This window comes from Streptosporangium album (genome assembly GCF_014203795.1).
In the GTDB taxonomy this organism is placed as follows: Bacteria; Actinomycetota; Actinomycetes; order Streptosporangiales; family Streptosporangiaceae; genus Streptosporangium; species Streptosporangium album.
In genome coordinates this window covers 34,118-58,240 of sequence record NZ_JACHJU010000001.1, presented here as the reverse complement: position 1 = coordinate 58,240, position 24,123 = coordinate 34,118, and the positions used below count along the sequence as shown (strand labels likewise).

Genomic DNA, 24,123 nt, shown 5'->3' with positions numbered 1-24,123 from the left:
GAGGTGCTCGACCCCGGGGACGGTCTGCGCGGGGTGCATGTGCGGTTCAACTACGCGGTCCAGGGGGCGGGCGTTCAGACTTTCGACCTCACCTCCTACCTGGCCGGCGACGGCAAGCGGATCTCCACACTGTTGATCCGCTGCTCGGCGGGCTGTTATCGCAGGCGCGGCGCCGAGTTCGACGGGATCGCACACTCGTTCAAAGTCAAGCGACTCACCGGGTGAGGAGAAGCCCGTCTTGAAGTCATCCCCGCCGCCCCCGAGCTTCGAGGGCCTCCGTGCACCCGGCTCCGGCCCGACCGACCCGCATCCCCGGACCCGTAAGCGGATGCCCTTCTGGGACCGGGTCAAGTTCGTCGTCATCCTGACGATCATCTATTTCATCCTGGTCTGGAATGCGATGGCCTCCTATGAGGGCATCATGAGCTTCCGGGAAGCGCTGGTCGTCACCGCGGTCGCCGCGCCGTGGATCTTCTGGCTGCTGGGCGCCGAGGTCCTGCGGCAGGTTCACTTCTTCGTCAGCGAGCGCTCCGCCGGGTACCACCGGTTCTGGACACGCGGGGTGTTCGGTGGTTTCGAGCGGTGGACCCACCGCCGGTTCTCCGACTGGAACCGCTTCAGGATCGCGCGGGCCGTCAAGTGGCTGTTCTGGATCGCGGTACTCGCTCTGAGAACGGCCCGACGAGATCGAGGAGCGCGGCGGTTACGTGCCCAGCGGCCTGCTGCTGTGGGGGCCGCCCGGCACCGGCAAGACCCGGATGGCCGAGGCGGTGGCGGGGGAGACGGGCAAGCCGTACGTCTTCGTGGACCCCGGTGCGTTCGTCAACATGTTCATGGGCATCGGCATCCTGAAGGTGAAGTCGCTGTTCCGTAAGCTCCGCAAGCTCTCCCTGCGGTATGGGAGCGTGATCGTCTTCTTCGACGAGGCCGACTCCCTCGGCCGCCGCGGTTCGCTGGCGCAGCAGGGCCCCAGGGGTGGCCCCGGTTTCTCCGCGTACGCAGATGGCTGTCACGTTTTCACCTACCTGGCGGAGGAGACCCGGGGGCTGCTGACTCGCAGGGGTGCGCGGCAGGAGGAGGAGCCCGCCGCCGGTCGTAGCCGCTTCTTCACGGGCGGCAACATGGGTGGTGGAGGCGGGGATCCGGGGACGCTGCAGGCGCTGCTCACCGAGCTGTCGGGGCTGAAGAAACCGCGTGGCATCGTCAACCGTCATGTCCGCAGGCTGCTGGGCATGCGGCCCAAGCCGCCGCCCAGGTATCGGATCCTGGTGATGATGGCCACCAACATGCCCAACTCGCTGGACGAGGCGCTGCTGCGGCCGGGCCGTATCGACCGCATCTACAAGGTGGGCTATCCCTCCAAGGCGGGGCGGGTCCGCACCTACCGGGGGTACTTCGACAAGGTCGACCACGATCTGACGGAGGAGCAGCTCGACAAGCCGGCCACGATCACCCCTTACGCCACCGGCGCCACGATCAAGGACCTGGTGAACGAGTCGTTGATCACCGCGATCCGTGACGGCCGTGAGGTCATCACCTGGTCCGATGTGACCAGGGCCAAACGGCTCAAGCAGCTCGGGCCGCCGGAGGACGTGGAGTACATCGAGCGCGAGCATCAAGCCCGAGGACCGGTTCACCCGGTGGAAGTCCGAGCACGAGGCCGACATCATGGTCTCGCTCGCCTCGCTGGCCGGGGAGCGGATGTTCTTCGCCCAGGACAACTCTTCCGGGGTCTCGGGTGACCTGTTCTCGGCCACCTATCTCACCGCGCTGATGGAGGCGCACTGGGGGATGGGGCGCGGTGTGACGTCGATGCCCGCGCTGCAGGAGTTGGAGATCATGGGTGGCAGGTCCCTGCCCAAGCCCGGTGGCGCCGGGGGCATCGGTTTCACCAGGGCGCCCGGCGGCGGGCAGCCGCCGGCTCCCGACGTGTTGGGCGAGCGCATCGAGTACAACCTGGTCCGGCTGCTGGAGGCGACAGAGGACCTGCTGAAGGAGCACCGGCGGGAGGTGCTCTGCCTGGCCCATGCGCTGGAGACGCACAAGACGCTCAACGGCGAGGATGTGATCGCTGTCCTGGAGCATCGGCAGGGGCCGCTGGTGGATGGTTCGGTCTACGCGTCGGAGGAGTTCTACGCCGAGATCGAGGAGTATCACCTGGAGGCGACCCGGGCGCACCGTGAGCACAGCCATGTGGCGCGGGAGCCGCCCGTCCCGCTGCTTCTGCCCCGGCTCGAACCCGCTGCGGCGGTCATCCGGGGCGCCGTCGTGACGGGTAACGGCCATGGTTCCGCACTGTCCGCGGCGGCGGGGTCGGTTGTCGCGGCGGGGCCGGACTTCGTGCCGTGGGGTGAGGGCGGTCAGGCGCCGTCGCCGTGGTGATCCGGAGGGTCCAGGCGTCCCGGGTCAGGGCCGAGGCCCAGCGCGACCGTGCCGTGGAGCGGGCCCAGCTTCTGGCCGCGGCGATGGATCCCGAGGTCGCGATGCGGATTCTCGGCTACAACGGCCCCGATGGTCCGAAGGGCCGCTGAGTGGCCGGATCGGTGGTGCGGTGGACCCCGGCCGCCGGCCCGTGATGACGGGCCGCCGGCAGGGCCGGGTGGGCGGACCTGTGCTCCGCCGGTGTCTCCGGGGAACCGGGCGACCGGTTCCCCGGAAACGCCTCAGCCGAACTCGCCGTCCTTCACGCCGCCGACGAAGGCGTCCCACTCGCGTTGGGTGAAGGCCAGCGCGGGACCTTGCGGGTCCTTGGAGTCGCGGACGAGGTAAAGCTCATCCGCGTCGGCCTTGTGTTCGGCCAGGGCCGGGTCGCCTGGCACGATCGCCACTTCGACACAGTCGCCTCCGTTGGTGCTGCGACTGCTCTTGCGCCACGCGACGCTGGACAGATCCATCGTGGAGCCTTGCATTTCTCTCTTCCTACTGTTGGTTGGAACAGCTCTTCGCCCGCTGGGCGATGAAGGCGGCCGACGCCTCCGCGCCGAGAGCCAGTGCCGACAGGCTCCCGAACATGAGGGTGTAGCGGCGCACCTCCTCCGGGTCTTCCGGCACCAACCCGCTCGCGGCCTGCTCCAGATAGACCAGGTCGGGATCTTCGGGCTCGGGGAAGCTGAGTAGGCAGAACTTACCGTCCATCGCAGCGTGCGCGCCTGCGGAGAACGGAATAACCCGAATCTCCACATTGGGCAGTCTGCCGAGATCGAGAAGGTGTTTCAGCTGCTCACGCATCACTTCCGTGCTGCCGACCTGGCGCTGGAGCACCGCCTCGTCCAGCACGGCGACGAGCTGGATCGGATCGCCGGGGCCGTGCAGCAGCTGCTGGCGTGACATGCGCACGGAGACCTTCTCGTCGACCGCGGAGGGGGCATGGGTGAGCGCGGTCGCCTCGATGACGGCGCGCGCGTACGCCTCGGTCTGCATCAGGCCGGGGACGACCAGCGGCTCGTAGGAGCGCACCACCGACGCCTCCGCCTCCAGTCCGATGTAGGAGTCGAAGCCCGGTTTGAGTGCCTGCCGGTGCCGGTGCCACCAGCCGCGTTTGCGGGCCTCCCTGGCCATCTGGATCAAGGAGTCCTTGGCCTCGCCGGTCACGCCGTACACCTCGGTGAGGGCCGAGACGTCGGAGGGCTTGGGGCGGGTCAGTCCCGTCTCGTATCTCCAGACGGTGGTGTCGGTGGCGCCGATCCGTTCGGCCACCTGTGCACGTGTCAGCCCGCTGTCGTCGCGCAGGCGGTTCAGTTCGGCCATCAGACGGCGATGACGGGCCGTGGGGCTACGCCGGGAAGCCATGCACGCACCTCTATCCGGGGGAAGAAAACTGTGGAATTTCAACATGAGCTATTGAAGTCCCTGATAGAACAGTTCACCGTGAGTGAGTGTGCCATCTCAGAGCGCCATGTGCACCTGAGTGTATGTGGGGGAGAGTGAGGCCGATGATGACGCTCGATCAGCGGACCGTTCCGCCGCGATCGACGGTCACCCTGCGTGGCGTGCCGGAGGCGGTGTCGCTCGCCCGGTTCCGGGTGGGGGAGCTTCTGGGAGAGGGACATCCGGCGTTCGACGACGTCGTCCTGCTGGTGAGCGAGGTGGTGACGAACTCGGTGGTCCACTCGGGGTCGGGCAGCGGCGGCAGGGTCGAGATGGCCGTGACGGTGAGTCCCCGCGCGGTGCTGGTGGAGGTGTGCGACGCCGGGTCCGGTGTGTCGGCGCCCCATGTGCGCAACGATCCGGAGGCCGAGGGCGGACGGGGGATGTTCCTGGTCGACCTGCTCGCCGACCGCTGGGGGACCTGTGATGACGCACGTGGGTTCAGGACCCTGTGGTTCGAGGTCTCCCGCTGACTCGGTACGGCTTCCGGCTCCCTGTGGGTGAGATCCGCACAAGTCATGAAATGTGGGTTTTTGTGGATCGGTATCCCGCGACTGGGCAGGCCGACCATGACAAGAGTCTCGCCTAATAGGATATATTGTCTCATTATGTGGGAATAAAAATCCATGGCCTCCCGACGCTTGCCGTACCGCGAAACCGCGCTCACACTCAGGGCGGGTAATCGGTGTCACGTTGGGGGTGGTCCTCGTGCACGAGGAGTTCAGTGCTCGCGAGACCTGGCCGCTGGAATGTCTGCACTGCCGGCACGTCTGGCAGGAGGAATACCTCGTCCGCCGTCTCAACGACGGGCACGGCCGCGATGTCGTGATCTGGACACGGTCCGGTGTCCTGGTCCAGCCCCCCTGGTCGGGGGTGAGCTGCCCCGCCTGCGGTGACAGCAGCGTGAAGGCCTTCCCCGCGGGCGACCGGTCGCATCACGCCGACGTGGCGAGCACGCCCGCGCCGATCCTCGTCGTGGAGCCCGGCCCCGAGCCCGCGGACCGCCTTCCGGCGCCCGCCGGGAGGGGGCGCGCGCGAGGCGGGATCCCGGTGCTCGGCCGCTACGGGCCGCCCGTCCTGCTCTACGCTCTCGCCGGGATCGCGTTCCTGCTCCTCGCCGGCTTCGAGGTCGCCGGGCACGTCGTGATGCACCACTGACGCGCCGGGCAGCCACCCGGGCCATCGAATCCGTGGGGGACCGCGCCGCAGCACGCGGCCCCCCACGTGTTCCCGGCAGGCCTTGCGGCCTCCCAGGCGGGTGGCGGTCTCGCGTGCCGGCCGTACGGGTCTTCCCGAACGTGGTGCGCGGACCGGGTGGACGTGGTGACGGGCCGGGACCTCACACGGCCGGCGTCCGGCCACGAGAGGGCCGGCTCCGGCCGTGACGGCCGGTCCCTCCGTGAGGATCGCGTCGGCCGTCGCGGCACACCTCGTCCATGAAGAGGCATGCCGCGATCATGATGGGGAGAACCCCCCGTTATGGCAAAGTCAGAGGCGGAAATCCAGATCCGGGATGATTTCGGCGACATCCATCTGGGCCTTTTGGAGTTTGCCGGAGTAGTCCCAGTTCATCGCCTGCCAGCGGGTGAACTGGTCGAGCACCCACACCCCTGACTGGCGGCTGCCGTTACCGGACTTGCCGTTCCCGCCGAAGGGCAGGTGGGCCTCCGCGCCGGAGGTGGAGTTGTTGACGCTGACCATGCCCGCGCCGATGCCCGAACGGAACCGGAAGGCGGCCTTGGGGTCGGTGGTGTAGATGGAGGAGGAGAGCCCGTAACCGGGCCGGTTGGCCAGCTCGACGGCCTCCTCCAGCGTCGAGAAGGCGGTCACGCCCACGATCGGGCCGAAGGTCTCCTCCAGGAACAGCCGGTCGCCGGGGCGCACGCCGTCCACGACCACCGGGTGGTAGTACAGCCCGCCGTCGCCGGCGAAGTCACCGCGCGGGTTGTCACCGGTGATCCGGCCGGTCGGGCCGGAGACGACCGTGTGGTGCGGCTGGATCCAGTCCAGATACTCCTCATAGCGGGCGGCGAACTTGTGGTCGAGCAACGGCCCGCACAGCACGTCCCCGGCGGGGTCGCCGATCGTCGCGGCCGCCACGGCCTGCGTGTAGCGGTCGAGGAACTCGTCGTGGACGCTCTCATGCACGATCACCGTGCCGAGCGAGGTGCAGCGCTGCCCCGCCGTGCCGAACCCGGCGAACAGCGCCCCCTCCACGGCCAGGTCCAGGTCGGCGTCGGGCATGACCACCATGGGGTTCTTGCCGCCGAGCTCCAGGCAGGGCGACTGCAGGTGCCGCCCGCACAGCTCGCCGATCCGCCGGCCGACCTCGGTCGAGCCGGTGAAACCGACCTTGTGCACCGTGCCCTCGGCCAGTGCCGCCTCAAGCCCCTCGAACGTCGCGGGGCCGTCGGCGAGCACCAGGTTCAGCACGCCTTCGGGCAGCCCGGCCGCCGAAAACAGCAGGTAGAGCGCGTGTGCCGAGGCCGCGGCGTACTCCGCGGGCTTCCAGACGACCGTGTTGCCGGACAGCAGCGCCGGGACGAGGTACCACGACGGCACCGCGACCGGGAAGTTGCCCGCCGTGATCACCGCGGCCACGCCGACCGGCACCCGGAAGGTGAACAGGTTCTTGTCGGGCATCTCCGAGGGCACCGTCTGCCCGTAGAGCCGCCGTCCCTCGCCGAGGAAGAAGTCGCAGGTGTCGACGATCTCCCGGACCTCACCCAGGGCCTCGGCGTACGGCTTGCCGATCTCGCGGGTGACCAGGCGGGCCAGCGACTCGGCGTTGGCCTCCACCAGGCGTCCGATCGAGGCGATCACCCGGCCCCGCACGGGGGCGGGCACCCGCGCCCACTCCTGTTGCGCCTCGGCGGCCGTACGGCATGCGGCGGAGAACGTCTCCGCGTCGGCCAGCCGGACCCGCGCGACCACCTCCTCCACGCGCGCCGGGTTGATCGAGTCGTAGGCTGTGCCGTTGCCGGCCTGTTTTCCGCCGATGACGGAGACGATCTCGCGGGTCACCGTTGACCTCCCAATATGTCGTGTAACCGCATTCTCTCCGCAGACGGGCAGACCGTCACGTCATACGGAAGTCGGCGAAGTCGAATCCGGGGGAGACGACGCAGCTCACGAGCACGCCCCGGTCCCCGGCCGGATGGGCGGCCTGCCAGGTCCCGCCGGGGACCAGGGCCTGCGGGACCTGCCCCTCCTCGACCAGGGGGCCGAGGGTCACCGTGCTCACCGGCTGGCCGTCGTGCCCGCCGAGGACCAGGGTCAGCGGGCCGCCCCGGTGCCAGAGCCACACCTCGTCGGAGCGGACCACGTGCGGTCGCGACTCCTCGCCCGGCTCCAGCAGGAAGTAGATCCCGGTGGCGGTGGCCCGTGTCCCGTCGTAGCCGGGCGGGGTGAGGCCGACGGAGGTCTTCCAGGTCTCCCGGTACCAGCCGCCCTCGGGGTGCGGCAGCAGGTCGAGGGTCTCGGCGAGCGGCGGGCGGGCAGAGGTCGTCATGGGATTTCTCCTGGCGGTGAGGCAAGAATCCGACCCGTGAGAGCCGGGCTCCCCGGCGTCAGCCCTGGGGAGGTCAACGGACCGATCCTAGGGGCCTGTCCCCCGGCTCTTCCCGGAAGGGTGGTCACGATAGATCACGGGTCTCCTCTCCTCTCCGGGAAACACCATGATCAGCAGCTGGACGGCGCCGTCCGGGGCGTCGACGTCCTCCTGCACGGCCTTGCGCCCGCGGACGGCGAGAAGCACGAGGAGTGCGGGGACCAGATGGTAGAGGTCCATCATGACGCTCTGGCCCAGGATCTCCGGCGGGCCCCAGCTCTCCGCGCACCCGGGGCCGGCGGACAGGTCGAGCATGAGCAGCAGCTGAGAGGGGAGGTGGCGGACGATCACCACCGTGGCGGCGGAGCGGGCCAGGACCCGTCCGAGCCGGGGCCGTCCGGCCCGGACGCTCAGCAGCACGCCCCCGCAGGCGAGGGCGGTCAGCGGCGCGTACCCGAACCAAAGGAGAGGGAGGTCCCAGAGTGGGGAGAGCAGCTCCTGCGATCGCCGCATCCGTCAAAAAGGGAGCTCCGCGCTACCCCCGGTGGCGGTGCACCGGGCCGTGTGCCGCCCCGCGCCGCCGGGGCGGCGGTCGCGTCCGTTCGGCCGATCCGGTTTTGTCGGCGGGGTTGGCTACGGTTCGGACCGTGATCGAACGGTGGAACCGGGATCAGGTGCTGGCGCTCGCGCCCGACACCTCATCCGCCAAAGCGGCCCAGGGGGTCTCCTCCCCCGGCAAGTGGTCGGGGATCGGAGCCACGGCCGACGCGCTGTGGGGTGAGTGCAAGGGCAGCGGCTCCACGCCCTACCGGGCGTGCGTCGACCTGTCCGAGCCCGCCTACCGGTGCAGCTGCCCGAGCCGGAAGTTTCCCTGCAAACACGCCCTCGGCCTGTTGCTGCTGTGGTCGGCGGACGGCGTCCCGGCCGCCGACGAGCCCGCCGACTGGGTGGCCGAGTGGCTTGAGCAGCGGCGCGAGCGCGCCGTCAAGGCGACGGCCCGCGCGGCGGAGGCAGAGGCGCCCCGCGCGGCGGGAACGGGCGCGGATCCCGCGGAGAGCCGCCGGGCCGGGCAGCGTGAGCAGCGCGTGGCGGCCGGGCTGTCGGAGCTGGAGCGCTGGCTCGCCGACCAGGTCAGGCAGGGCCTCGCCGGATCCCGGCGGCACGACCACTGGGACGATCTGGCCAGACGCCTGGTCGACGCGCAGGCTCCGGCCGTCGCCGGCGCCCTCGCCCGCCTGAGCTCCGTCCTGAGCGGCGAGGACTGGCCCGCCCGCCTCCTTGGCGAATACGCGCTCCTTCACCTCCTCTGTGTGGCTCACCGCCGCCTGCCCGAGGTCGTCGGGGAGGCACGAGACGGTGTGGACACCGGTCTCCTGCAGCGGGTCCGCGAGCGCGTCGGTTTCCCGGTCACCAAGGAGGAGGTGCTCGCGGGAGAGACGGTCAGGGACGTCTGGGACGTGCTCGGGCGCCGCGACGAGGAGCACGACCGGTTGATCGCGCGCCGGGTCTGGCTCCGCGGCAGGAACACCGGCCGGGCGGCGCTCGTGCTCTCCTTCGCCCCGGTGGGCCAGGCCCTCGACGCCTCGCTCGTCACCGGCACGGCCCTCGACGCCGACCTGGCGTTCTATCCGGGGACGTCACCGCTGCGAGCCCTGGTCGCCACCCGTCACGGTGGCGCCCCCGCCGCTCCCGCGCCCGGATCCACCCCGCAGGAGGTGCTGGAGGAGGTCGCCGGGGCCCTTGCCGGAGATCCCTGGGCCGACTCCTGGCCCGTTGTCCTCGACGCGGTGACCCCCGCGGGGAACGGTTCCTGGTCGCTTGGCGACTCCTCGGGAGGACTCGCGCTCCACCCGTCGGCCGGCACCCCCTGGCGGCTGATCGCGGCCTCCGGGGGACACCCGCTGACCGTCGCCGCCGAATGGACCCCCAGAGGCCTGCGGCCTCTCACGACCTGGGACGAGGAAGGCCGGGTGATCGTCCTTTGAACGCCTCGACCGCGTGGGAGGAGCTCGTCTCCGCCGCGCTCGTCGGCACCGACCGCCGCCCCGTTCCGGGTGGCTCGGCTCCCGAGACCGAGCTCCTCGAACGCGCCGCCGTGCACACCCTGCGGATGCGGGCCGGTCAGCGTCTGGCCGGAGGCGAGCCGCTGAGCGTCGCACCGGCCGAGGAGCAGCCCGTGGTCTCGCGCGCGGCGGCCGACCGGCTCGGCCGGATCCTCGGCGGCGAGCGGCCGAGGCTGCTCGCCGAATGGCTGGAGACGGCGGCAGGGCGTGGCTACCGGGTCTCGCCGCACCTGCTGCCCGAGCTTCTCGACCAGGGGGCCAGGGACCGGTCGATCCGCCCGCACCTGGGCGTTCTGGCCGGGCACCGGGGCCGCTGGCTGGCCGGCCTCAACCCGGCGTGGGATTTCCTGCTCCAGGAGGTCACCGCGGTCGCCTCGGCCGCATCCGACGACGCCCGGGAGGTCTGGGAGTTCGGCACCTCCGGTGATCGCCGCGCCCATCTGGGCGCGGTGCGGTCCGCAGACCCGGCGGGAGCCAGGCAGCTGCTCGCAAAGACGTGGGAGAAGGAGGCCCCCGAGGACCGGGCGGCCTTCCTGGAGGTCCTGGCCGCCGGGCTCTCACCCGACGACGAACCGTTCCTGGAGGCCGCCCTCGACGACCGCCGCCGCGAGGTCCGCCACCAGGCGGCCGACCTGCTGACCCGCCTGCCGGACTCGCGTCTGGGCCGGCGGATGGCCGGACGGGTCACCCGCTACCTCACCGTGGAGGGCGGGGGCATCCAGGTCACCCCTCCCGTCGTCTGCGACGCCGCGATGGAGCGCGACGGCATCCGGGCCAAGCCGCCGCGGGGGACGGGAGAGCGGGGCTGGTGGCTGCAGCAGGCCGTGGCGCGCACTCCGCTCGGCGTCTGGACCCGGCTGCTCGGCCGTCCGCCCGCGGAGCTCGTCCGCATGGAGATCGCCGACTGGGGCCGGGAGGTCATGGCGGGGTGGGTCAGGGCCGCGGTGCTCCAGGGCGATCCCGAATGGGCGAGGGAGCTGTTCGCCTGGGATCCGCTCGCCGACCTGCTGGCCGCGCTGCCGGGGGCCGAGCAGGAGAGCCTCGCGGCCGACTTCGTCCGGCGGCACGGCCTGGACGGCCAGCTCATCATGGTCCTCGGCGGCGCCGCGGCGCCCTGGGGAGCCCATCTGACCAGGGCCGTGCTGCAGAAGATCCTTGAGGTCTCCGGCACCCAGCCGTGGAACCTCGGCGAGCTGACCAGGCTCGCCGGCGAACGCATCGATCCCGCCCTGTACGGCGTGGCCGAACGGCTCTCGCCCGAGCCGCCCATCCAGGAGGTCGCCGCCCTCCTGCGTTTCCGTGACGACATGTTGAAGGAGCTTGCGTGACAACGGTTCTGCGGGCCCATGCCGAAGACCAGTACGCCGACGAGCTGGCGATCCTGGCCAAAAGCGACGACCGGGTCCGGCCGCCGGGCTGGAAACTGTCCCCCTGGGCGGTGACCTGCTACATCCTCGGCGACGGCGACCAGATCACCCCGAAGTACATCGGGCCCCGCCGCATCGTGGAGGTGGCGGTGGCGACCCTGGCCACCGACCGCGCGCTGCTGCTGCTCGGCGTGCCCGGCACCGCCAAGACCTGGCTGTCGGAGCATCTGGCCGCCGCGATCAGCGGTGACTCCACTCTGCTGGTGCAGGGGACGGCGGGCACGGCCGAGGAGGCCATCCGCTACGGCTGGAACTACGCCCGCCTGCTGTCGGAGGGCCCCTCCCGGCAGGCGCTCACCCCCAGCCCGGTGATGCGCGCGATGGCCGAGGGCCGCCTCGCCCGGGTGGAGGAGCTGACCCGCATGCCCTCCGACGTGCAGGACGCGCTGATCACCGTGCTGTCGGAGAAGACCCTGCCGATCCCCGAGCTCAACGAGGAGGTCCAGGCCTCGCGCGGGTTCAACGTCATCGCCACCGCCAACGACCGCGACCGGGGGGTCAACGACCTGTCCAGCGCCCTGCGCCGCAGGTTCAACACCGTGGTGCTGCCGGTCCCCGCCACCGCCGAGGAGGAGGTGGACATCGTCTCCCGCCGCGTCGACCAGCTCGGCCGATCCCTGGAGCTGCCCGAGACCATGACCGGCCTCGCGGAGATCCGCCGCGTCGTCACGGTCTTCCGTGAGCTGCGCACCGGCGTCACCGAGGACGGCCGGACCAAGGTCAAGTCTCCCAGCGGCACCCTCAGCACCGCCGAGGCCATCTCCGTCCTCACCAACGGCATCGCCCTGGCCGCCCATTTCGGCGACGGCGTGCTCCGCCCCTCCGACGTGGCCGCGGGAATCGTCGGTGCCGTGGTCCAGGATCCGGTCTCCGACCGCGTCGTCTGGCGGGAATACCTCGAGACCGTCGTCCGCGAGCGCCAGGACTGGCGCGACTTCTACCGGGCCTGCCGTGACGCGGGCTGAGGCCGCCGAGACGGGGCCGTCCCGTTTCGCGGCGATCACCCCGCGTGACGGCAGCCGCGGTGCGGGGCCGGCCACGCGACCGGACATCCCCATGGCCGGAGGCCGCCCATGAGCGTCTCCGTGCTGGGAGTCCGGCATCACGGACCGGGCTCGGCGCGGTCCCTCGTTCAGGAGCTGGACCGGCTCAAGCCGGACATCGTTCTCATCGAGGGGCCGCCCGAGGCCGACGAGCTGGTGGAGCTGGCCAAGGACCCCGGCCTCCAGCCCCCGGTGGCGCTGCTGGCCCACGTGCCGGGAGAGCCGTCCAAGGCGGCGTTCTGGCCGTTCGCGGTCTTCTCGCCCGAGTGGCAGGCGATCTGCCACGCCGCGGGGGCGGGTGTCCCGGTCCGCTTCTGCGACCTGCCCGCCGTCCACAGCCTCGCCTCCGAGTCGGGGGAGCCGGGGGAGGGGCGGCGGGACGGCGCCCCGGAGGGCGCGGAAGCCGGGGACGGGCGACCTGAGGGCGCGGGTCCCGGGGCCGCGGGGCCGCGGGCCGGGGAGGGGCCGGACGCCGGAGTGCCGGCCGTACGGACCGACCCGATCGGGGCGCTCGCCCGCGCGGCCGGATACGACGACCCGGAGCGCTGGTGGGAGGACGTGGTCGAGCACCGGGGGGACACTCCGTTCCAGGTGATCGCCGAAGCGATGGCGGCGGTCCGTGAGGGGCACGTGGCCGACACGCGGGAGGCCCGGCGGGAGGCCTTCATGCGCCGCACGATCCGCAGGGCGCTCAAGGACGGGTTCGAGCGGATCGCCGTCGTATGCGGGGCCTGGCACGTGCCCGCGCTGGCGGGGGATCCGGCGGAGGGCGCCGCGTGGGGGAGCGGGCTGCCCACGGTGAAGGCCGACGACGCGCTGCTGCGGGGGCTGCCCAAGGTGAAGGCCGAGATGACCTGGGTGCCCTGGACGTACGGGCGGCTGGCCGCCTGGAGTGGCTACGGCGCGGGAGTGACCTCGCCGGGCTGGTACCACCACCTGTTCGCCTCCGCCGACCGTCCGGTGGAGCGATGGCTGACCGCGGCGGCCGGGGTGTTGCGCGAGGAGGACCTGCCGGTCTCCTCGGCGCACGTCATCGAGGCGGTGCGACTGACACAGAGCCTGGCCGTGCTCCGGGGACGGCCGCTGGCCGGGCTGGCGGAGGTCACCGAGGCGGTCAGGGCCGTCCTGTGTGAGGGTGACGACCTGCCGACGGAGCTGGTCCAGCGGCGCATGGTCGTGGGGGAGAGGCTCGGCCACGTTCCCGACGCGACCCCGATGGTCCCTCTCCAGCGCCACCTCCGCGAGGAGCAGCGACGGCTGAAGCTCAAGCCGGAGGCTCTGGGCCGCGAGCACGACCTCGACCTGCGCAAACCGCTGGACCTGGAGCGCAGCAGGCTGCTGCACCGGCTGCGGCTGCTCGGCGTGGAGTGGGGGACACCTCAGGAGAGCCGGGGCAAGGGCACCTTCCGCGAGTCGTGGACGCTCACCTGGCGCCCCGAGTTCGACATCGACCTGATCGAGGCGGGCGCCTGGGGCACCACGGTCCCCGCCGCTGCCACCGCCCGTGTCCGCGACCTCGCGGACGGAGGGCGGGTGTCGGATCCGGCCGCGTCACGGGCAGGCGCGGGGACGGCGGCGGGGCCGGGTTCCCCGGCGCTCCACGGCGGGCGGGAGAGCACGCCCGGGGTCACGCTGGCCGGGCTCACCGGGCTGGTGGAGCGCTGCCTGCTCGCCGACCTGCCGGATGCGCTGCCGTACGTGCTGGAGGCGCTGTCGGCACGGGCCGCACTCGACAGCGACGTCACGCACCTGATGGCGGCGCTTCCCGCGATGGTCCGCGCCCAGCGTTACGGCGACGTGCGCGGCACTCCCGCCGCCGGCCTGGCCACCATCGTCGACGCCCTGCTCAGCAGGGTCTGCGTGGGGTTGGGCGGAGCGGTCACCGGGTTGGACGACGATGCCGCGCGCGACCTGCTGCGCCACGTCGACGGGGTGCACGCCGCGGTGGCCCTGCTCGACGGAGCCGCCGGACAGGAGTCGCCACAGGCGCGGTGGCTGGCCACGTTGCGCGGGGCGTCGGGCCGTTCCGACCTGCACGGCCTGATCGAGGGGCGGCTCATCCGGATCCTGCTGGACGCCGGGGACCTCGACGCCGCATCGGTGGGCCCGCGGATGTCCCGGGCGATGTCGGCCGGGCATCCACCGGCCCGGGCGGCGGCCTGGATCGAGGGGTTCCTGTCGGGTGGCGGACTGCTGCTCGTCCACGACGCCCGGCTGCTCGCGCTGGTCGACGGATGGCTCACCGGGCTGGCCCCGGAGACGTTCGTCGACGTGCTGCCTCTGCTCCGCAGGACGTTCGGCGCCTTCGCCGCGCCGGAGCGGCGCTCGATCGGCTCGCGGGTCCGCTCGCTCGCGACCGGGGCGGCCCCGGACGCGGCGGTCGCGGCGGAGCTCGACGAGAAACGCGCGGCGGCGGCCGTGCGGACCGTGCTGATGATCCTGGGGAAGATGGAGGCGACGTGATGGACGAGAGGCTGCGACGTTGGCGGCTGGTGCTCGGCGGGGACGCCGACGGCACCGGATGCGCGCTCGGCGGCACCGACGCCCAGATGGACGGTGCACTGGCGGCCCTTTACAACGGCGGTGACGGCGAGGGGCCGGGCGAACGGAGCGGGGGCCTGGGGGCCTCGGCTCCCAGAGTGGCGCGCTGGCTGGGCGACATCCGCTCCTACTTCCCTTCGACCGTCGTCCAGGTCATGCAGAAGGACGCCGTCGAGCGGCTGAACCTGACCAGGCTGCTGCTGGAGCCGGAGATGCTGGAGGCGGTCGAGCCCGACGTCCACATGGTCGGCACGCTGCTGTCGCTCAACCGGGTGATGCCGGAGAAGGCACGCGAGTCGGCCCGCGCGCTGGTCCGCAAGGTCGTCTCCGAGCTGGAACGGCGGCTGGTGCAGAAGACGAAGGCGGCCGTCACCGGCGCGCTGGACCGGTCGGCGCGGACCCACCGGCCCAGGCGGGTCGCCGACATCGACTGGGACCGTACGATCCGTGCCAACCTGAAGAACTACCTGCCTGAGCGGAACACCGTGGTGCCCTCCAGGCTGGTCGGGTACGGCAGGAGGCAGCGGGCCGTCCAGCGCGAGGTCGTGCTCTGCATCGACCAGAGCGGCTCGATGGCCGCCTCCGTCGTCTATTCGAGCGTCTTCGGCGCGGTGCTGGCCTCGATGCGCTCGCTCAGGACCTCGCTGGTCGTCTTCGACACCGCGGTCGTCGACCTCACCGACCAGCTCCACGACCCGGTCGAGCTGCTGTTCGGCACCCAGCTCGGCGGTGGCACCGACATCAACCGGGCCATCGCCTACAGTCAGGGCCTCATCACCCGGCCCACCGACTCGATCTTCATCCTGATCAGCGACCTCTACGAGGGCGGCGTCCGGGAGGAGATGCTCCGCAGGGTCGCCCAGATGACCGCGGCCGGAGTGCAGGTCATCGTGCTGCTCGCGCTGTCGGATGAGGGCGCGCCCTTCTACGACCGTGACAACGCCGCCGCCCTGGCCGCCCTGGGGGTGCCGGCCTTCGCCTGCACCCCCGACGCCTTCCCCGGTCTGATGGCCGCCGCGATCGAGCGCCGCGACATCGGCCAGTGGGCCGAGCGCGAGCTGGAGCGCACGGCCACGTGATCCCGCTCTGGCGAGGGTGGCACGGAGGCCCGCCCCTGCCAGAGCGTCCCACTTGGCGGTCGTCGCATGCGACGGCCATGGGGGGCGGACGCGCCGGTCCGATATCGTCACTCTCTGTTTCGATACGACTACAAAGGGGAAAGGGGGGAGGGGTGCGGATCTTAGCGCCATGAGATTCCATGGGGGAACAGATGGCTGTACGGAAGGCCCGGTTCGCTACCGTCCCGGTAGCGGCAATGCTGGCGATGGCGCTGCTCAGCGGGTGCGGCGGCGACAAGCCGCCCGTCGCGGTGCCTCAGGGTGCGGTGGTCCCGCCCCCCGCGGCCGCGAGCGCCCCGCCGGCCGCGGAGGACGTGAAGGTCGGCCAGGAGTACAACGGGGAGTGCCCGCAGCAGGCGAACGCCAGGCGATTCGCCAAGACGCGCTTCGCGTTGCACGCGGGTCTGGGGCTGGGGGCGTTCTATCGCTACATCTACAAGCCGCTGCGTAGCGGCGGCTTCCAGACGGGAGCGGATAAGCGGACGCGCACCTTCCTGAAGGCCGCCGTGGCCGGTGCCTTCGCCCTCCACGAGATGAAGATCGCCAAGGGCTTCGCCGTGGCCAACCCGACGCTGTGCAAGGGCGTCCAGGCGGTCTCGAACAGTGTCGCCGGCCTCACCGGCAAGCTCAAGGGCGGTACGGCCACGGGGGCCGACCTCGACGCCACCAAGAACTCCCTGGATGCCCTGAAGCAGAAGGCCCTGAACAGCGGCTATGACTTCAAGGCGCGCAACGTCACGGTTCCCGGCGCCAGCTGAGATCGAGCTTCACGTCGGCACGGCGCGGACCAGGAGGAAACCGGTCCGCGCCGGCGCATGTCCTTCCCGGGACGTGTCTCCGTGGCCGGTCCGTCTGTCCTGGCCGCGGCGCGCTCAGTGACCGGCGTTTTCCTCGGGCCGGGCGCGGAGCGGGAGCAGGAAAGCGGCGAGGAAGGTGACGGCGAGCAGGCCGACCTCGATCCAGATCGTCAGCCGCATCGACTCCTCGAACGTCCAGCCCTTCTCCAGCAGGCCGAAGAAGAGCGTGCCGATCGCGAACATGCGCTTGCGGCCGTAGAGGTCTCCCAGGCGGCCGCCTGTGATGAGGCCGACGGCCATCGCCAGGGTGTAGCCGGCGCCGAGCCACTGGATCATGCTCGACGGGCCGCCCAGGAGCTCGGCACCGGCCCCGCCTCCCTCTACGCCCACGTGGAGAACAAGGAGGAGCTCCTCGACCTGATCTACGACGAGGTCATGGGTGAGATCCAGGTGCCCGAGCCCGATCCGGAGCGCTGGCTGGAGCAGCTCAGGGAGCTGGTCATGGAATCTTTCCGCGTGTTCAGCGCCCACGCCGACATCGCCAAGGTCGGTCTCTCCACCATCCCGACCGGGCCCAACGGGCTGCGGATAGCCGAGGCGCAGCTGGCCATCATGCTCGGTGGCGGGGTGCCACCCAAGGTCGCCGCCATAATGATCGACCGTCTCGGCCTCTACGTCTGCTCCGACACCTACGAGGGGTCCCTCTACATCAGCAGGCAGCGGGCCAGCGGGAAGGACCTGGTGAGCTTCATGGGCGAGTTCTTCGGCCAGATCGAGACGTTCTACCGCAGCCTGCCCGCCGGCCGTTTCCCCAACCTCGTCGGCCAGATCGACAACCTGATGGAGGCCGGTGGCACGGAGCGGTTCGAGTTCGGTCTCGACCTGCTCCTGCGCGGCCTGGCCTCCCATGTCGAGGCGGGTCCTACGACCAAGGGCTGACCTCCGGGGCCGATGTCCGGGCCGGGGCGGCGGCCGTACTGTCCGATCATGACTATGACGACGGCTTCGCCACCGCCCGCCGGGATCTTCGCCGAGCGTCACCGCGCGCTGACGGTCGGCATGGTGGCGCTCATCTCCCTGGTCGCCTTCGAGTATCTGGCGGTGGCGACCGCCATGCCGGTCGTGGCCGACGAACTGGACGGGCACGCGCTGTACGGGCTGGCGTTCAGCGGGGCGATGGCAGCCGGAGTGATCGCGACGGTGCTGGGCGGGCGATGGAGCGACGCCAGGGGGCCGGTCGGGCCACTCTGGGCGGGCGTGGCGGCGTTCGCCGCCGGGCTGGTCGTCGCAGGGACGGCGCCGACCATGGACCTGTTCGTCGCGGGCCGGTTCGTCCAGGGTTTCGGGGGAGGCCTCTTCCAGGTCTCGATGTACGTCGTGGTCTCGCGGGTCTACCCGGCGGAGATCCACCCCCGGGTGTTCTCGATCTTCGCCACCGCCTGGGTGGTGCCCTCCATGATCGGTCCGGCCATCACCGGCCTGGTGGTGGAGAACGCGGGCTGGCGCTGGGTCTTCATCGGGGTGACGGCGTTCATCCTCCCGGCCGCGCTGCTGCTCTGGCGTGGCCTGGCCACCGCGCCGATGTCGGACCGGCCGTCGCCGGGAGCGCGCTCCTCGATCGTGAGGCGGCTGGGCTGGGCGGTGCTGACCGCGGTCGGCGCGGCGCTCATGCAGTACGGCGGAGCGGCCCGGGGCGCCGGGCTGATTCTGCTGCTCGCCGGTCTGGCCGTGCTGGCCGCGTCGCTGCCCCGGCTGCTCCCCGCGGGCACGCTGAGCGCCGCCCGCGGACTGCCCTCGGTGATCACCCTGCGGGGGATCGCGGCGGGCGCGGCCATCGGCGGTGAGGCGTTCCTGCCGCTGATGCTCAACGAGGAGCGCGGCCTGTCGCTCACCATGGCCGGGCTCACTCTGACCGGCGGCGCGCTGAGCTGGTCGTTCGGCTCGTGGGTCGTGGGGCGCAGACGGTTCGACCGCGTCCTGGTCCTGCGCGCCGGCTCCGTGCTGATCGCCTCGGGTCTCGCACTGATGGGACTGACCGTGTTCGCCGTGGTCCCGGTGGCCACCGCCTTCCTCGGTGAGATCGTCCTGGGCCTCGGCATGGGGATCGTGTATCCGACGCTGTCGGTGCTCGTCCTGGAGCTGTCGCGCCCCGGAGAGGAGGGGGAGAACAGCGCGTCACTGGGCGTCGGCGAGTCGGTCTACACGGTCGTCTCGGTCGCGGTCACCGGTGCGATCCTGGCGGCACTGGGCGCCGCCGCCTCCACCTACGTGCTGTGTTTCGCGCTGGCCTCGCTGCTGGCGGCCACGGGCGCCCTGGTCGCGGGCAGGGTCAGGACTTAACTAACGTGGCACCATGGGAAGAACGTCACCTTTCCCCGTGTTGGGGGTGAGTCCCGCCTTTGGGCGGGATTCGCGTTTTTCCGAGCAGAGATCGAGGGGGGTCCATGCCACGCGTGCGTGAGCTTGAGGTGTTCCGCCTGGTCCTGCCGTACGGCAGGCGGCCGGAGAGCATCCTCGTCCGGCTCACCGACCATGGCGGCATGACCGGTTGGGGAGAGGTCGTCGACCCCGCTCCCAAGACCTGGGCGGCTCTGGAGGAGCTGCTCGCCGGGGCACTGATCGGTGTCGACTGGGAGCATCCGGACGAACTGGGCGTCCTGCCCGGAGGCTCGGCCGCCGACATGGCCTGCTGGGATCTGTGGGCGAGGATGCGCGGTGTGCCGCTCTCCCACGCACTCGGCGGCAGCCGTACCTCATTGATGGCCACCGTCAGGATCGGTGCCGAGCGTAACCTGGAGAGCCTGGTCGCACGGGTGAACCGCCACGTCTGCGCCGGCTACGCCCACATCACCCTGGACGTCCATCCCGGCTGGGACATCGAACCGCTGCGGGCCGTCCGCCAGGCCTACCCCGCGCTGAGCATCGCCGTGGACGCCCGCGGCGCCTACACCGACGTCGGCGCCCTCGAGGCGCTGGACGCCTACACGCTCTCGTCCATCGAGCGCCCGTTCGCCGACCTCGCCGAGCACGCCGAGCTGCAGGAGCGCGTCGCCGCCGCCGTCCTGCTGGAGGTGTCCTCACTGGCCGAGCTCGACGAGGCGATTCTCGTGAACGCGGGCCGGGCGCTGCTGCTCCGCCCCGATGTCCTGGGCTCCCTGAACGAGGCGCGGCAGGTGCACGACCACGCCGTACGGGCGGGCTGGAAGATCGCCTGCGCCGGAGGCCGGGGCACCGGCCTCGCCCGGGCGGCCACGGTCGCCGTGGCCAGCATGCCCGGTTGCGCTCTCCCCTGCGACGTGGCCGAGCCGCCGCGCAGCGCGCAGATCGTCACCCCGCCGGTCGGCGTGGTCGGCGGCGTCGTGGCCGTGCCGCTCACCCAGCCGGGCCTCGGCCACACCGTCGACGTGGCCCGCGTCCGCCGTCTCGCCAGGGATTCCTACGCCGCCTGATCGAGCGCGGTTGTCCCGTCGGCCTGCCACGCGGGCAGGCCGTTCGCCAGCATCATCTCCCGCGCCCGGTCCGGCGGCTGCGGCCACGTCGCCGGCGGCGACGAAGCCGATCCGCCCGTCTCCTGCCGGGGTGAATTCGTTGTCAAAGACTCCGGCGGGCCGGGTCAGCCGCACCCGTCGGTGATGTCCTTGGGGGCGGCCGCGGCCGTCGCCCTGGGACTGGTCCGGGGAGCGGGCACGGCGGACGGGGCGACGGTGGGCCGGGCGGTGGTGGTGGTGAGGTGCCGCCGGGGCGCGGCCGAGGAGCGGACGGCCTTGGCGGTGACGCTGCGGATCTTTTCCCAGTCGGGGTAGCCGGTGTTGATCAACGGTGGGACGAACTGGACGCTGGTCACCCTGGCGTTCTTCACCTTCAGGGCCAGCGGGACCAGGTGCTCCAGCATCGGGCGCGGGATGTCGGTCCGCAGGAGTTCCTTGGTGGCCAGCGCGACCTGGTTGAACCGGGCGAGTACGGTCGCCGGGTCGGTCTGCGCGAGAAGGGCGCCCAGGACGCAGCGCTGGCGTCCCATCCGGGTGAAGTCGTCGCTGTTGGTCCGCGAGCGGGCGAACCACATCGCGTCGGCCCCGCGGAGCCTGCGGGTGCCGGCCTTGACCAGCCCCTCGTCGTACTTGCCGAAGACCACGTCCTGCGGCACCGTCAGCCGTACGCCCCCGATCGCGTCGATCAGCCGCGCGAAGCCCCACATGTTCACCAGGGCGTACCAGTCGATCTTCAGGCCGAGGGTGTGGCCGACCGTCTCCATGAGCGTCCGGGTGCCCTGGCCCTTACGGCCGCCGAAGACCTCCGGGTGGGAGTCGGCGTACTCCCAGACGGCGAACAGCAGGTCCTCGCGCGAACCGTCCGGGTTGGCGGGTAGCCGGAAGCCGTCGGGGAACCGCCTGGCCATCGGTGAGCCGGGGACGAACCGGACGTTCTCCAGGTTGCGCGGCAGGCTCAGCAGCACGGTTTCGCCGGTCTCGACGTCGATGCTGGCCACGTTGATGCTGTCGGTCCGCACACCCACCCGGTGGGTGTCGGCGTCGCCGCCGAGCAGCAGGATGTTCACCCGGTCCCGGCCCGCCCACGGATCCCCCCCGCCGGTCGAGGCCGCCGACGGCGCTGTGGTGGCCGGCGCGCTGAAGACCTCCTCCAGCGCCGACTGCGAGACCGCGGCGTACTGCCCGGCCAGGCCGAACGGCAGCAGCACGGCCACCGCCAGCACGCCCGCGAGGATTCCGGCGGCCGCCTGACCGGCTCGGGAGAGCCTCGCCGGGTTCAGCACCACGAACGAGTGCACGACCAGCGCGGACCAGGCGAGGCCGAGGGCGACGGAGACCACGGTGACCACGGTCAGCCAGGACGACGCGACGAGCCGTCCGGCGAGGTCGCCGAGGTCGGCGGTGAGCGCGACCCACGACAGCCCCAGCAGCAGCACGGCATGGACGGACAGGAGCGTCAGCCCGGTCCTGCGCCATCCGGCGCGCAGGTGCGCGGCCCCCGGGGCGATGACGGAAAGGGCCGTCCATCCGATGACCGCGCCGACCCTGGATGGTTTTGAGTTGCCTGTCACCTGCTCCCCGATTCCTCCGCTTACGGGCGCGTTCGAGCGCCGCAGGGAGATGGTAGGGCGGTGTCCCGGACGCGCGGACGACGAGCGGGTGAACACCGCGGGAAGCAATCTCGTCCTATCCCGCCAACCCCTACGACCTAACCTGATCGGTATGCGCGACGTTCTCGGCCCCGACTACGAACTCACGGCCCTGCCCATGGCCGACGACTACGAGGGGGCGGTGGTCGCCTCGCTGGTACGGCGGCGCGCCCCCGGACCCACCGGCAGAGCCGTGCTCTACCTCCACGGGTTCACCGACTACTTCTTCCAGACCCATCTGGCCGACCACTTCGTCGCCCAGGGCATCGACTTCTACGGCCTGGACCTGCGCAAGTACGGCCGCTCGCTGCTGCCGCACCAGACCCGGGGTTTCGTGCGCAGCATCACCGAGTACTTCCCGGAGGTCGACGAGGCGGTCCGGATCATCCGCGAGGAGGACGGCCACGACGAGGTGGTCCTCAACGGTCACTCCACCGGCGGTCTGATCGCCGCCCTGTGGGCCGACCGGGTCCGGGGCCGGGGGCTGGTCCAGAGCCTCGTGCTCAACAGCCCCTTCCTCGACCTCAACGTCCCCTCACCTCTCCGGCTCGCCGCCGACCTGCTCAGGAGGCCGATGGCCAGGATGTCCCCGCGCGCCGTACTGCCCCTCGGGCCGGCGGCCACCGCGTACGGCACGAGCCTGCACCGCGACCATCACGGTGAGTGGGACTTCGACCTGGGCTGGAAGCCGATCGGCGGATTCACGGTGCACGCGGCCTGGCTGGCCGCGATCCGCCGGGCCCAGCGGCGTCTCCACGGCGGCCTCCGGGTGGACGTCCCGACCCTGGTGCTCTGCGCGGAGAAAGGACTGCGGTTGCGCGACTTCGCGCCGGAGGCACAGGGCGCCGACGTCGTGCTCGACCCCCGGCAGATCGCCCACTGGGCGACCAGGATCGGTCCTCACGTGACGTGTGTCCGGGTGCCGGGCGGCATGCACGACCTGGTGCTGTCGTCCGCACCCGTGCGCAAGCAGGTGTTCGCCGAGATGGACCGCTGGCTCGCCTGCTACCACGGGAACGCGAACAGGCTGTAGTAGGCGCCGGCGACCAGGAGCAGGCCGGTGCTGCCCAGCACCCCGGCGGTCGCGGCGCGCTGCGGCCGGCTGGGCTCCCAGCCCTCCCGCATCCCGGAGACGACGGCGGCCACGGCGGTGACCTCCTGCAGCAGCATGAGCACGGCCAGGATCCGGATGACCAGCCATCCGGCGAGCACCGCCGGCCAGGCCCCCGCCTGGTTGACCGAGAACAGCACCAGCAGCGTGATGAACGCCAGCACCGATATCAGCAGCCCGAGCCCGGTCCAGGCCATCCGGTGGAGCCGGCGCCGGATGGGCGGCCAGATCAGGGCGTTGGCATCGGCGGGAAGCTGCCGGCCGCGCAGCCGTAGCACCATCTCGGTCACCGGGCCGACCACGTATCCGACGGCGGCCAGGCAGAGCGCGAGCCCCAGGACCGTGCCCCCGGCGTACCACGGGGCGTTGGGGACCTCGCTGGCCTCGTAACGCTGGACCGGGGTGGCGCCCGCGATGTGCACCGCCGGCCTGGCCGTGCCCGGCAGGCCCTTGACCCAGTTGGACAGCGTCTCCAGGTAACCCGGGACGAACGGTCCTCCATGGATGCGCATGCCGTGGTCGGCGCCGGCGAGATAGCGGATCGTGTAGTCGGTGTTGCCGCTCTCGGCGAGCGCGGCGGTGAGCGCCTGACTGCTCTCCACGAACGGGATCGACGGGTCGCGCGTGCCGTACAAGGCGAGAACCGGCTGGTGGATCCCGCGCAGCGCGGGCAGGCCGTCGTAGCGCAGGAAGTTCATGTGGACCGCGCTCATCGCCCGGATGATCAGATCCCGTACCCCGCTGGGCGCGTGCAGCCGGTCGAGCTGCTCACCCATCGCCCAGGAGACCTGACGCATGGGGGAGACGTTGGGCGCCGAGACCAGCACGGTGAACCCGACGTCGGAGCTCTTGGCGGCCGCGATCGGAACCACCCAGCTCCCCTCGCTCACCCCCCAGAGCCCGATGCGGGCCGGGTCGACGTCGGCGCGCAGGCGGAGGCGTTCCAGGACGCGCAGCGCGTCATCGGCGAGCAGGCCGAAGTCGCGGTTGCGGAAGTCGTAGCGCACGGTCCGCTTGTCGTAGGTGAGCGTGACGATCCCCGTCCTGGCCAGCGCCTCGGCCTGGGTGGTGAACTCGCTCCGGACACCGGGGCCGGCCCCCTGGACGAAGATCAGGGCGGGATGCCTCCCGGGGGTGAGCGGCGCGCGGATCGTGGCCTCGAGGGTGGTGTCCCCGACGTCGACCGTGATGTCCTGCGTGACGATCTGCGCGGCCAGGGGGACGTGCCGGGCCTCGCCGGGCGGCTGGGCGGGCAGGGTCTGGAAGACCGGGTCCGTGGTCAGCGGCGGTGGGTCGAACGGGGGAGGCAGCGTGTAGCCCACCATCGCGAGAGCCAGCAGGATCAAGCCCGCAGCCACGCTCAACACGCCTCGGCCCACCTGCATGCCGACCCGCTCCCCGATCGTCGCCGTCTCCGTGAGGACCGTATGCCGGTATCGTTCCCTCTGATCATCCAGCGTACCCACCCC

At 71.5% G+C, this 24,123-nt stretch carries 24 protein-coding genes; 16 read left to right on the top strand and 8 right to left on the bottom strand.

Features of this window, described 5'->3' with window-relative positions; all coding sequences use genetic code 11:
* Positions 1-3: 3 nt before the first annotated feature.
* The 4 genes from FHR32_RS00230 (at position 4) to FHR32_RS43905 (ending at position 2,531) form a co-directional block, all read left to right on the top strand.
* Positions 4-225 (top strand): hypothetical protein, encoded by a 222-nt coding sequence (locus FHR32_RS00230; protein WP_184751855.1) that lies wholly within the window; start codon positions 4-6, stop codon positions 223-225.
* Between the two features lie 482 nt (positions 226-707).
* The gene (locus FHR32_RS43915) at positions 708-1,742 is read left to right on the top strand and encodes an AAA family ATPase (protein WP_312881760.1); all 1,035 of its coding nucleotides are present in this window, start codon (positions 708-710) and stop codon (positions 1,740-1,742) included.
* Positions 1,669-2,382, top strand: coding sequence for a hypothetical protein (locus tag FHR32_RS43910; RefSeq protein WP_246465866.1), 714 nt, complete (start codon positions 1,669-1,671; stop codon positions 2,380-2,382). Before FHR32_RS43915 ends, FHR32_RS43910 begins: the two co-directional genes overlap by 74 nt.
* Positions 2,376-2,531, top strand: coding sequence for a hypothetical protein (locus tag FHR32_RS43905; protein WP_246465864.1), 156 nt, complete (start codon positions 2,376-2,378; stop codon positions 2,529-2,531). The genes FHR32_RS43910 and FHR32_RS43905 overlap by 7 nt, the downstream gene beginning before the upstream one ends.
* 132 nt (positions 2,532-2,663) lie before the next feature.
* On the opposite strand, the gene FHR32_RS00220 is transcribed toward FHR32_RS43905, so the two are convergent.
* Positions 2,664-2,894 carry a DUF397 domain-containing protein gene (locus FHR32_RS00220; RefSeq protein WP_184751853.1) on the bottom strand — a complete coding sequence of 77 codons (231 nt, stop codon included), beginning with the start codon at positions 2,892-2,894 and terminating at the stop codon, positions 2,664-2,666.
* 25 nt (positions 2,895-2,919) lie between these two features.
* Positions 2,920-3,789 (bottom strand): helix-turn-helix domain-containing protein, encoded by an 870-nt coding sequence (locus FHR32_RS00215; protein ID WP_184751851.1) that lies wholly within the window; start codon positions 3,787-3,789, stop codon positions 2,920-2,922.
* A 143-nt stretch (positions 3,790-3,932) separates the two neighbouring features.
* On the opposite strand from FHR32_RS00215, the gene FHR32_RS00210 reads away from it, so the two are divergent.
* Positions 3,933-4,340 (top strand): ATP-binding protein, encoded by a 408-nt coding sequence (locus FHR32_RS00210; RefSeq protein ID WP_184751850.1) that lies wholly within the window; start codon positions 3,933-3,935, stop codon positions 4,338-4,340.
* A gap of 235 nt (positions 4,341-4,575) precedes the next feature.
* The gene (locus FHR32_RS00205; protein ID WP_184751848.1) at positions 4,576-5,025 is read left to right on the top strand and encodes a hypothetical protein; all 450 of its coding nucleotides are present in this window, start codon (positions 4,576-4,578) and stop codon (positions 5,023-5,025) included.
* A 330-nt stretch (positions 5,026-5,355) separates the two neighbouring features.
* Here the strand turns inward: FHR32_RS00205 and FHR32_RS00200 are convergent, their stop codons facing one another.
* From FHR32_RS00200 to FHR32_RS00190, 3 genes are all read right to left on the bottom strand, one after another.
* Positions 5,356-6,891 (bottom strand): aldehyde dehydrogenase family protein, encoded by a 1,536-nt coding sequence (locus FHR32_RS00200; protein ID WP_184751846.1) that lies wholly within the window; start codon positions 6,889-6,891, stop codon positions 5,356-5,358.
* 55 nt (positions 6,892-6,946) lie between these two features.
* The gene (locus FHR32_RS00195; RefSeq protein ID WP_184751844.1) at positions 6,947-7,378 is read right to left on the bottom strand and encodes a cupin domain-containing protein; all 432 of its coding nucleotides are present in this window, start codon (positions 7,376-7,378) and stop codon (positions 6,947-6,949) included.
* A gap of 87 nt (positions 7,379-7,465) precedes the next feature.
* Positions 7,466-7,930 (bottom strand): hypothetical protein, encoded by a 465-nt coding sequence (locus tag FHR32_RS00190; RefSeq protein WP_184751842.1) that lies wholly within the window; start codon positions 7,928-7,930, stop codon positions 7,466-7,468.
* A 134-nt stretch (positions 7,931-8,064) separates the two neighbouring features.
* Between FHR32_RS00190 and FHR32_RS00185 the strand changes: the two genes are divergently transcribed.
* The 6 genes from FHR32_RS00185 to FHR32_RS00160 all read left to right on the top strand — a co-directional run bounded on the left by FHR32_RS00185 (position 8,065) and on the right by FHR32_RS00160 (position 16,367).
* Positions 8,065-9,402: an SWIM zinc finger family protein gene (locus FHR32_RS00185; RefSeq protein ID WP_184751840.1), complete on the top strand. Its 1,338-nt coding sequence runs from the start codon at positions 8,065-8,067 to the stop codon at positions 9,400-9,402.
* Complete coding sequence (locus FHR32_RS00180) at positions 9,399-10,808, top strand: DUF5691 domain-containing protein (RefSeq protein WP_184751838.1); 1,410 nt, start codon at positions 9,399-9,401, stop codon at positions 10,806-10,808. Before FHR32_RS00185 ends, FHR32_RS00180 begins: the two co-directional genes overlap by 4 nt.
* On the top strand, positions 10,805-11,872 hold the full coding sequence (locus tag FHR32_RS00175) for an ATP-binding protein (protein WP_184751836.1): 1,068 nt from the start codon (positions 10,805-10,807) through the stop codon (positions 11,870-11,872). The genes FHR32_RS00180 and FHR32_RS00175 overlap by 4 nt, the downstream gene beginning before the upstream one ends.
* Positions 11,873-11,980: 108 nt before the next feature.
* Positions 11,981-14,413 carry a DUF5682 family protein gene (locus FHR32_RS00170; protein ID WP_184751834.1) on the top strand — a complete coding sequence of 811 codons (2,433 nt, stop codon included), beginning with the start codon at positions 11,981-11,983 and terminating at the stop codon, positions 14,411-14,413.
* Positions 14,413-15,570 (top strand): VWA domain-containing protein, encoded by a 1,158-nt coding sequence (locus FHR32_RS00165; protein WP_184751832.1) that lies wholly within the window; start codon positions 14,413-14,415, stop codon positions 15,568-15,570. Before FHR32_RS00170 ends, FHR32_RS00165 begins: the two co-directional genes overlap by 1 nt.
* A 191-nt stretch (positions 15,571-15,761) precedes the next feature.
* Positions 15,762-16,367 carry a hypothetical protein gene (locus FHR32_RS00160; RefSeq protein ID WP_246465862.1) on the top strand — a complete coding sequence of 202 codons (606 nt, stop codon included), beginning with the start codon at positions 15,762-15,764 and terminating at the stop codon, positions 16,365-16,367.
* 114 nt (positions 16,368-16,481) lie between these two features.
* Here the strand turns inward: FHR32_RS00160 and FHR32_RS00155 are convergent, their stop codons facing one another.
* The gene (locus tag FHR32_RS00155; RefSeq protein WP_184756666.1) at positions 16,482-16,796 is read right to left on the bottom strand and encodes an MFS transporter; all 315 of its coding nucleotides are present in this window, start codon (positions 16,794-16,796) and stop codon (positions 16,482-16,484) included.
* On the opposite strand from FHR32_RS00155, the gene FHR32_RS00150 reads away from it, so the two are divergent.
* The 3 genes from FHR32_RS00150 (at position 16,797) to FHR32_RS00140 (ending at position 19,855) form a co-directional block, all read left to right on the top strand.
* Positions 16,797-17,345 (top strand): TetR/AcrR family transcriptional regulator C-terminal domain-containing protein, encoded by a 549-nt coding sequence (locus tag FHR32_RS00150; protein ID WP_312881756.1) that lies wholly within the window; start codon positions 16,797-16,799, stop codon positions 17,343-17,345. It abuts the gene before it with no gap.
* Between the two features lie 48 nt (positions 17,346-17,393).
* The gene (locus tag FHR32_RS00145) at positions 17,394-18,746 is read left to right on the top strand and encodes an MFS transporter (RefSeq protein ID WP_246465861.1); all 1,353 of its coding nucleotides are present in this window, start codon (positions 17,394-17,396) and stop codon (positions 18,744-18,746) included.
* 104 nt (positions 18,747-18,850) lie between these two features.
* Positions 18,851-19,855 carry an enolase C-terminal domain-like protein gene (locus tag FHR32_RS00140; RefSeq protein ID WP_184751828.1) on the top strand — a complete coding sequence of 335 codons (1,005 nt, stop codon included), beginning with the start codon at positions 18,851-18,853 and terminating at the stop codon, positions 19,853-19,855.
* A gap of 164 nt (positions 19,856-20,019) precedes the next feature.
* On the opposite strand, the gene FHR32_RS00135 is transcribed toward FHR32_RS00140, so the two are convergent.
* Positions 20,020-21,465 (bottom strand): LCP family glycopolymer transferase, encoded by a 1,446-nt coding sequence (locus FHR32_RS00135; RefSeq protein ID WP_312881755.1) that lies wholly within the window; start codon positions 21,463-21,465, stop codon positions 20,020-20,022.
* A 151-nt stretch (positions 21,466-21,616) separates the two neighbouring features.
* Here FHR32_RS00135 and FHR32_RS00130 point away from each other — a divergent pair, with 151 nt between their 5' ends.
* Positions 21,617-22,576: an alpha/beta hydrolase gene (locus tag FHR32_RS00130; protein ID WP_184751824.1), complete on the top strand. Its 960-nt coding sequence runs from the start codon at positions 21,617-21,619 to the stop codon at positions 22,574-22,576.
* Here FHR32_RS00130 and FHR32_RS00125 read toward each other — a convergent pair.
* Positions 22,549-24,120, bottom strand: a complete 1,572-nt coding sequence (locus tag FHR32_RS00125) for an alpha/beta hydrolase family protein (RefSeq protein ID WP_312881754.1) — start codon at positions 24,118-24,120, stop codon at positions 22,549-22,551. The genes FHR32_RS00130 and FHR32_RS00125 overlap by 28 nt on opposite strands.
* Positions 24,121-24,123 lie beyond the last annotated feature (3 nt).

Coding starts and splice junctions, on each gene's coding strand:
- FHR32_RS43910 (WP_246465866.1), top strand. CDS start 1,669: ATGGTCTCGCTCGCCTCGCTGGCCGGGGAGCGGATGTTCTTCGCCCAG.
- FHR32_RS00220 (WP_184751853.1), bottom strand. CDS start 2,894: ATGGATCTGTCCAGCGTCGCGTGGCGCAAGAGCAGTCGCAGCACCAAC.
- FHR32_RS00215 (WP_184751851.1), bottom strand. CDS start 3,789: ATGGCTTCCCGGCGTAGCCCCACGGCCCGTCATCGCCGTCTGATGGCC.
- FHR32_RS00210 (WP_184751850.1), top strand. CDS start 3,933: ATGATGACGCTCGATCAGCGGACCGTTCCGCCGCGATCGACGGTCACC.
- FHR32_RS00195 (WP_184751844.1), bottom strand. CDS start 7,378: ATGACGACCTCTGCCCGCCCGCCGCTCGCCGAGACCCTCGACCTGCTG.
- FHR32_RS00190 (WP_184751842.1), bottom strand. CDS start 7,930: ATGCGGCGATCGCAGGAGCTGCTCTCCCCACTCTGGGACCTCCCTCTC.
- FHR32_RS00170 (WP_184751834.1), top strand. CDS start 11,981: ATGAGCGTCTCCGTGCTGGGAGTCCGGCATCACGGACCGGGCTCGGCG.
- FHR32_RS00165 (WP_184751832.1), top strand. CDS start 14,413: ATGGACGAGAGGCTGCGACGTTGGCGGCTGGTGCTCGGCGGGGACGCC.
- FHR32_RS00160 (WP_246465862.1), top strand. CDS start 15,762: ATGGCTGTACGGAAGGCCCGGTTCGCTACCGTCCCGGTAGCGGCAATG.
- FHR32_RS00145 (WP_246465861.1), top strand. CDS start 17,394: ATGACTATGACGACGGCTTCGCCACCGCCCGCCGGGATCTTCGCCGAG.
- FHR32_RS00140 (WP_184751828.1), top strand. CDS start 18,851: ATGCCACGCGTGCGTGAGCTTGAGGTGTTCCGCCTGGTCCTGCCGTAC.
- FHR32_RS00130 (WP_184751824.1), top strand. CDS start 21,617: ATGCGCGACGTTCTCGGCCCCGACTACGAACTCACGGCCCTGCCCATG.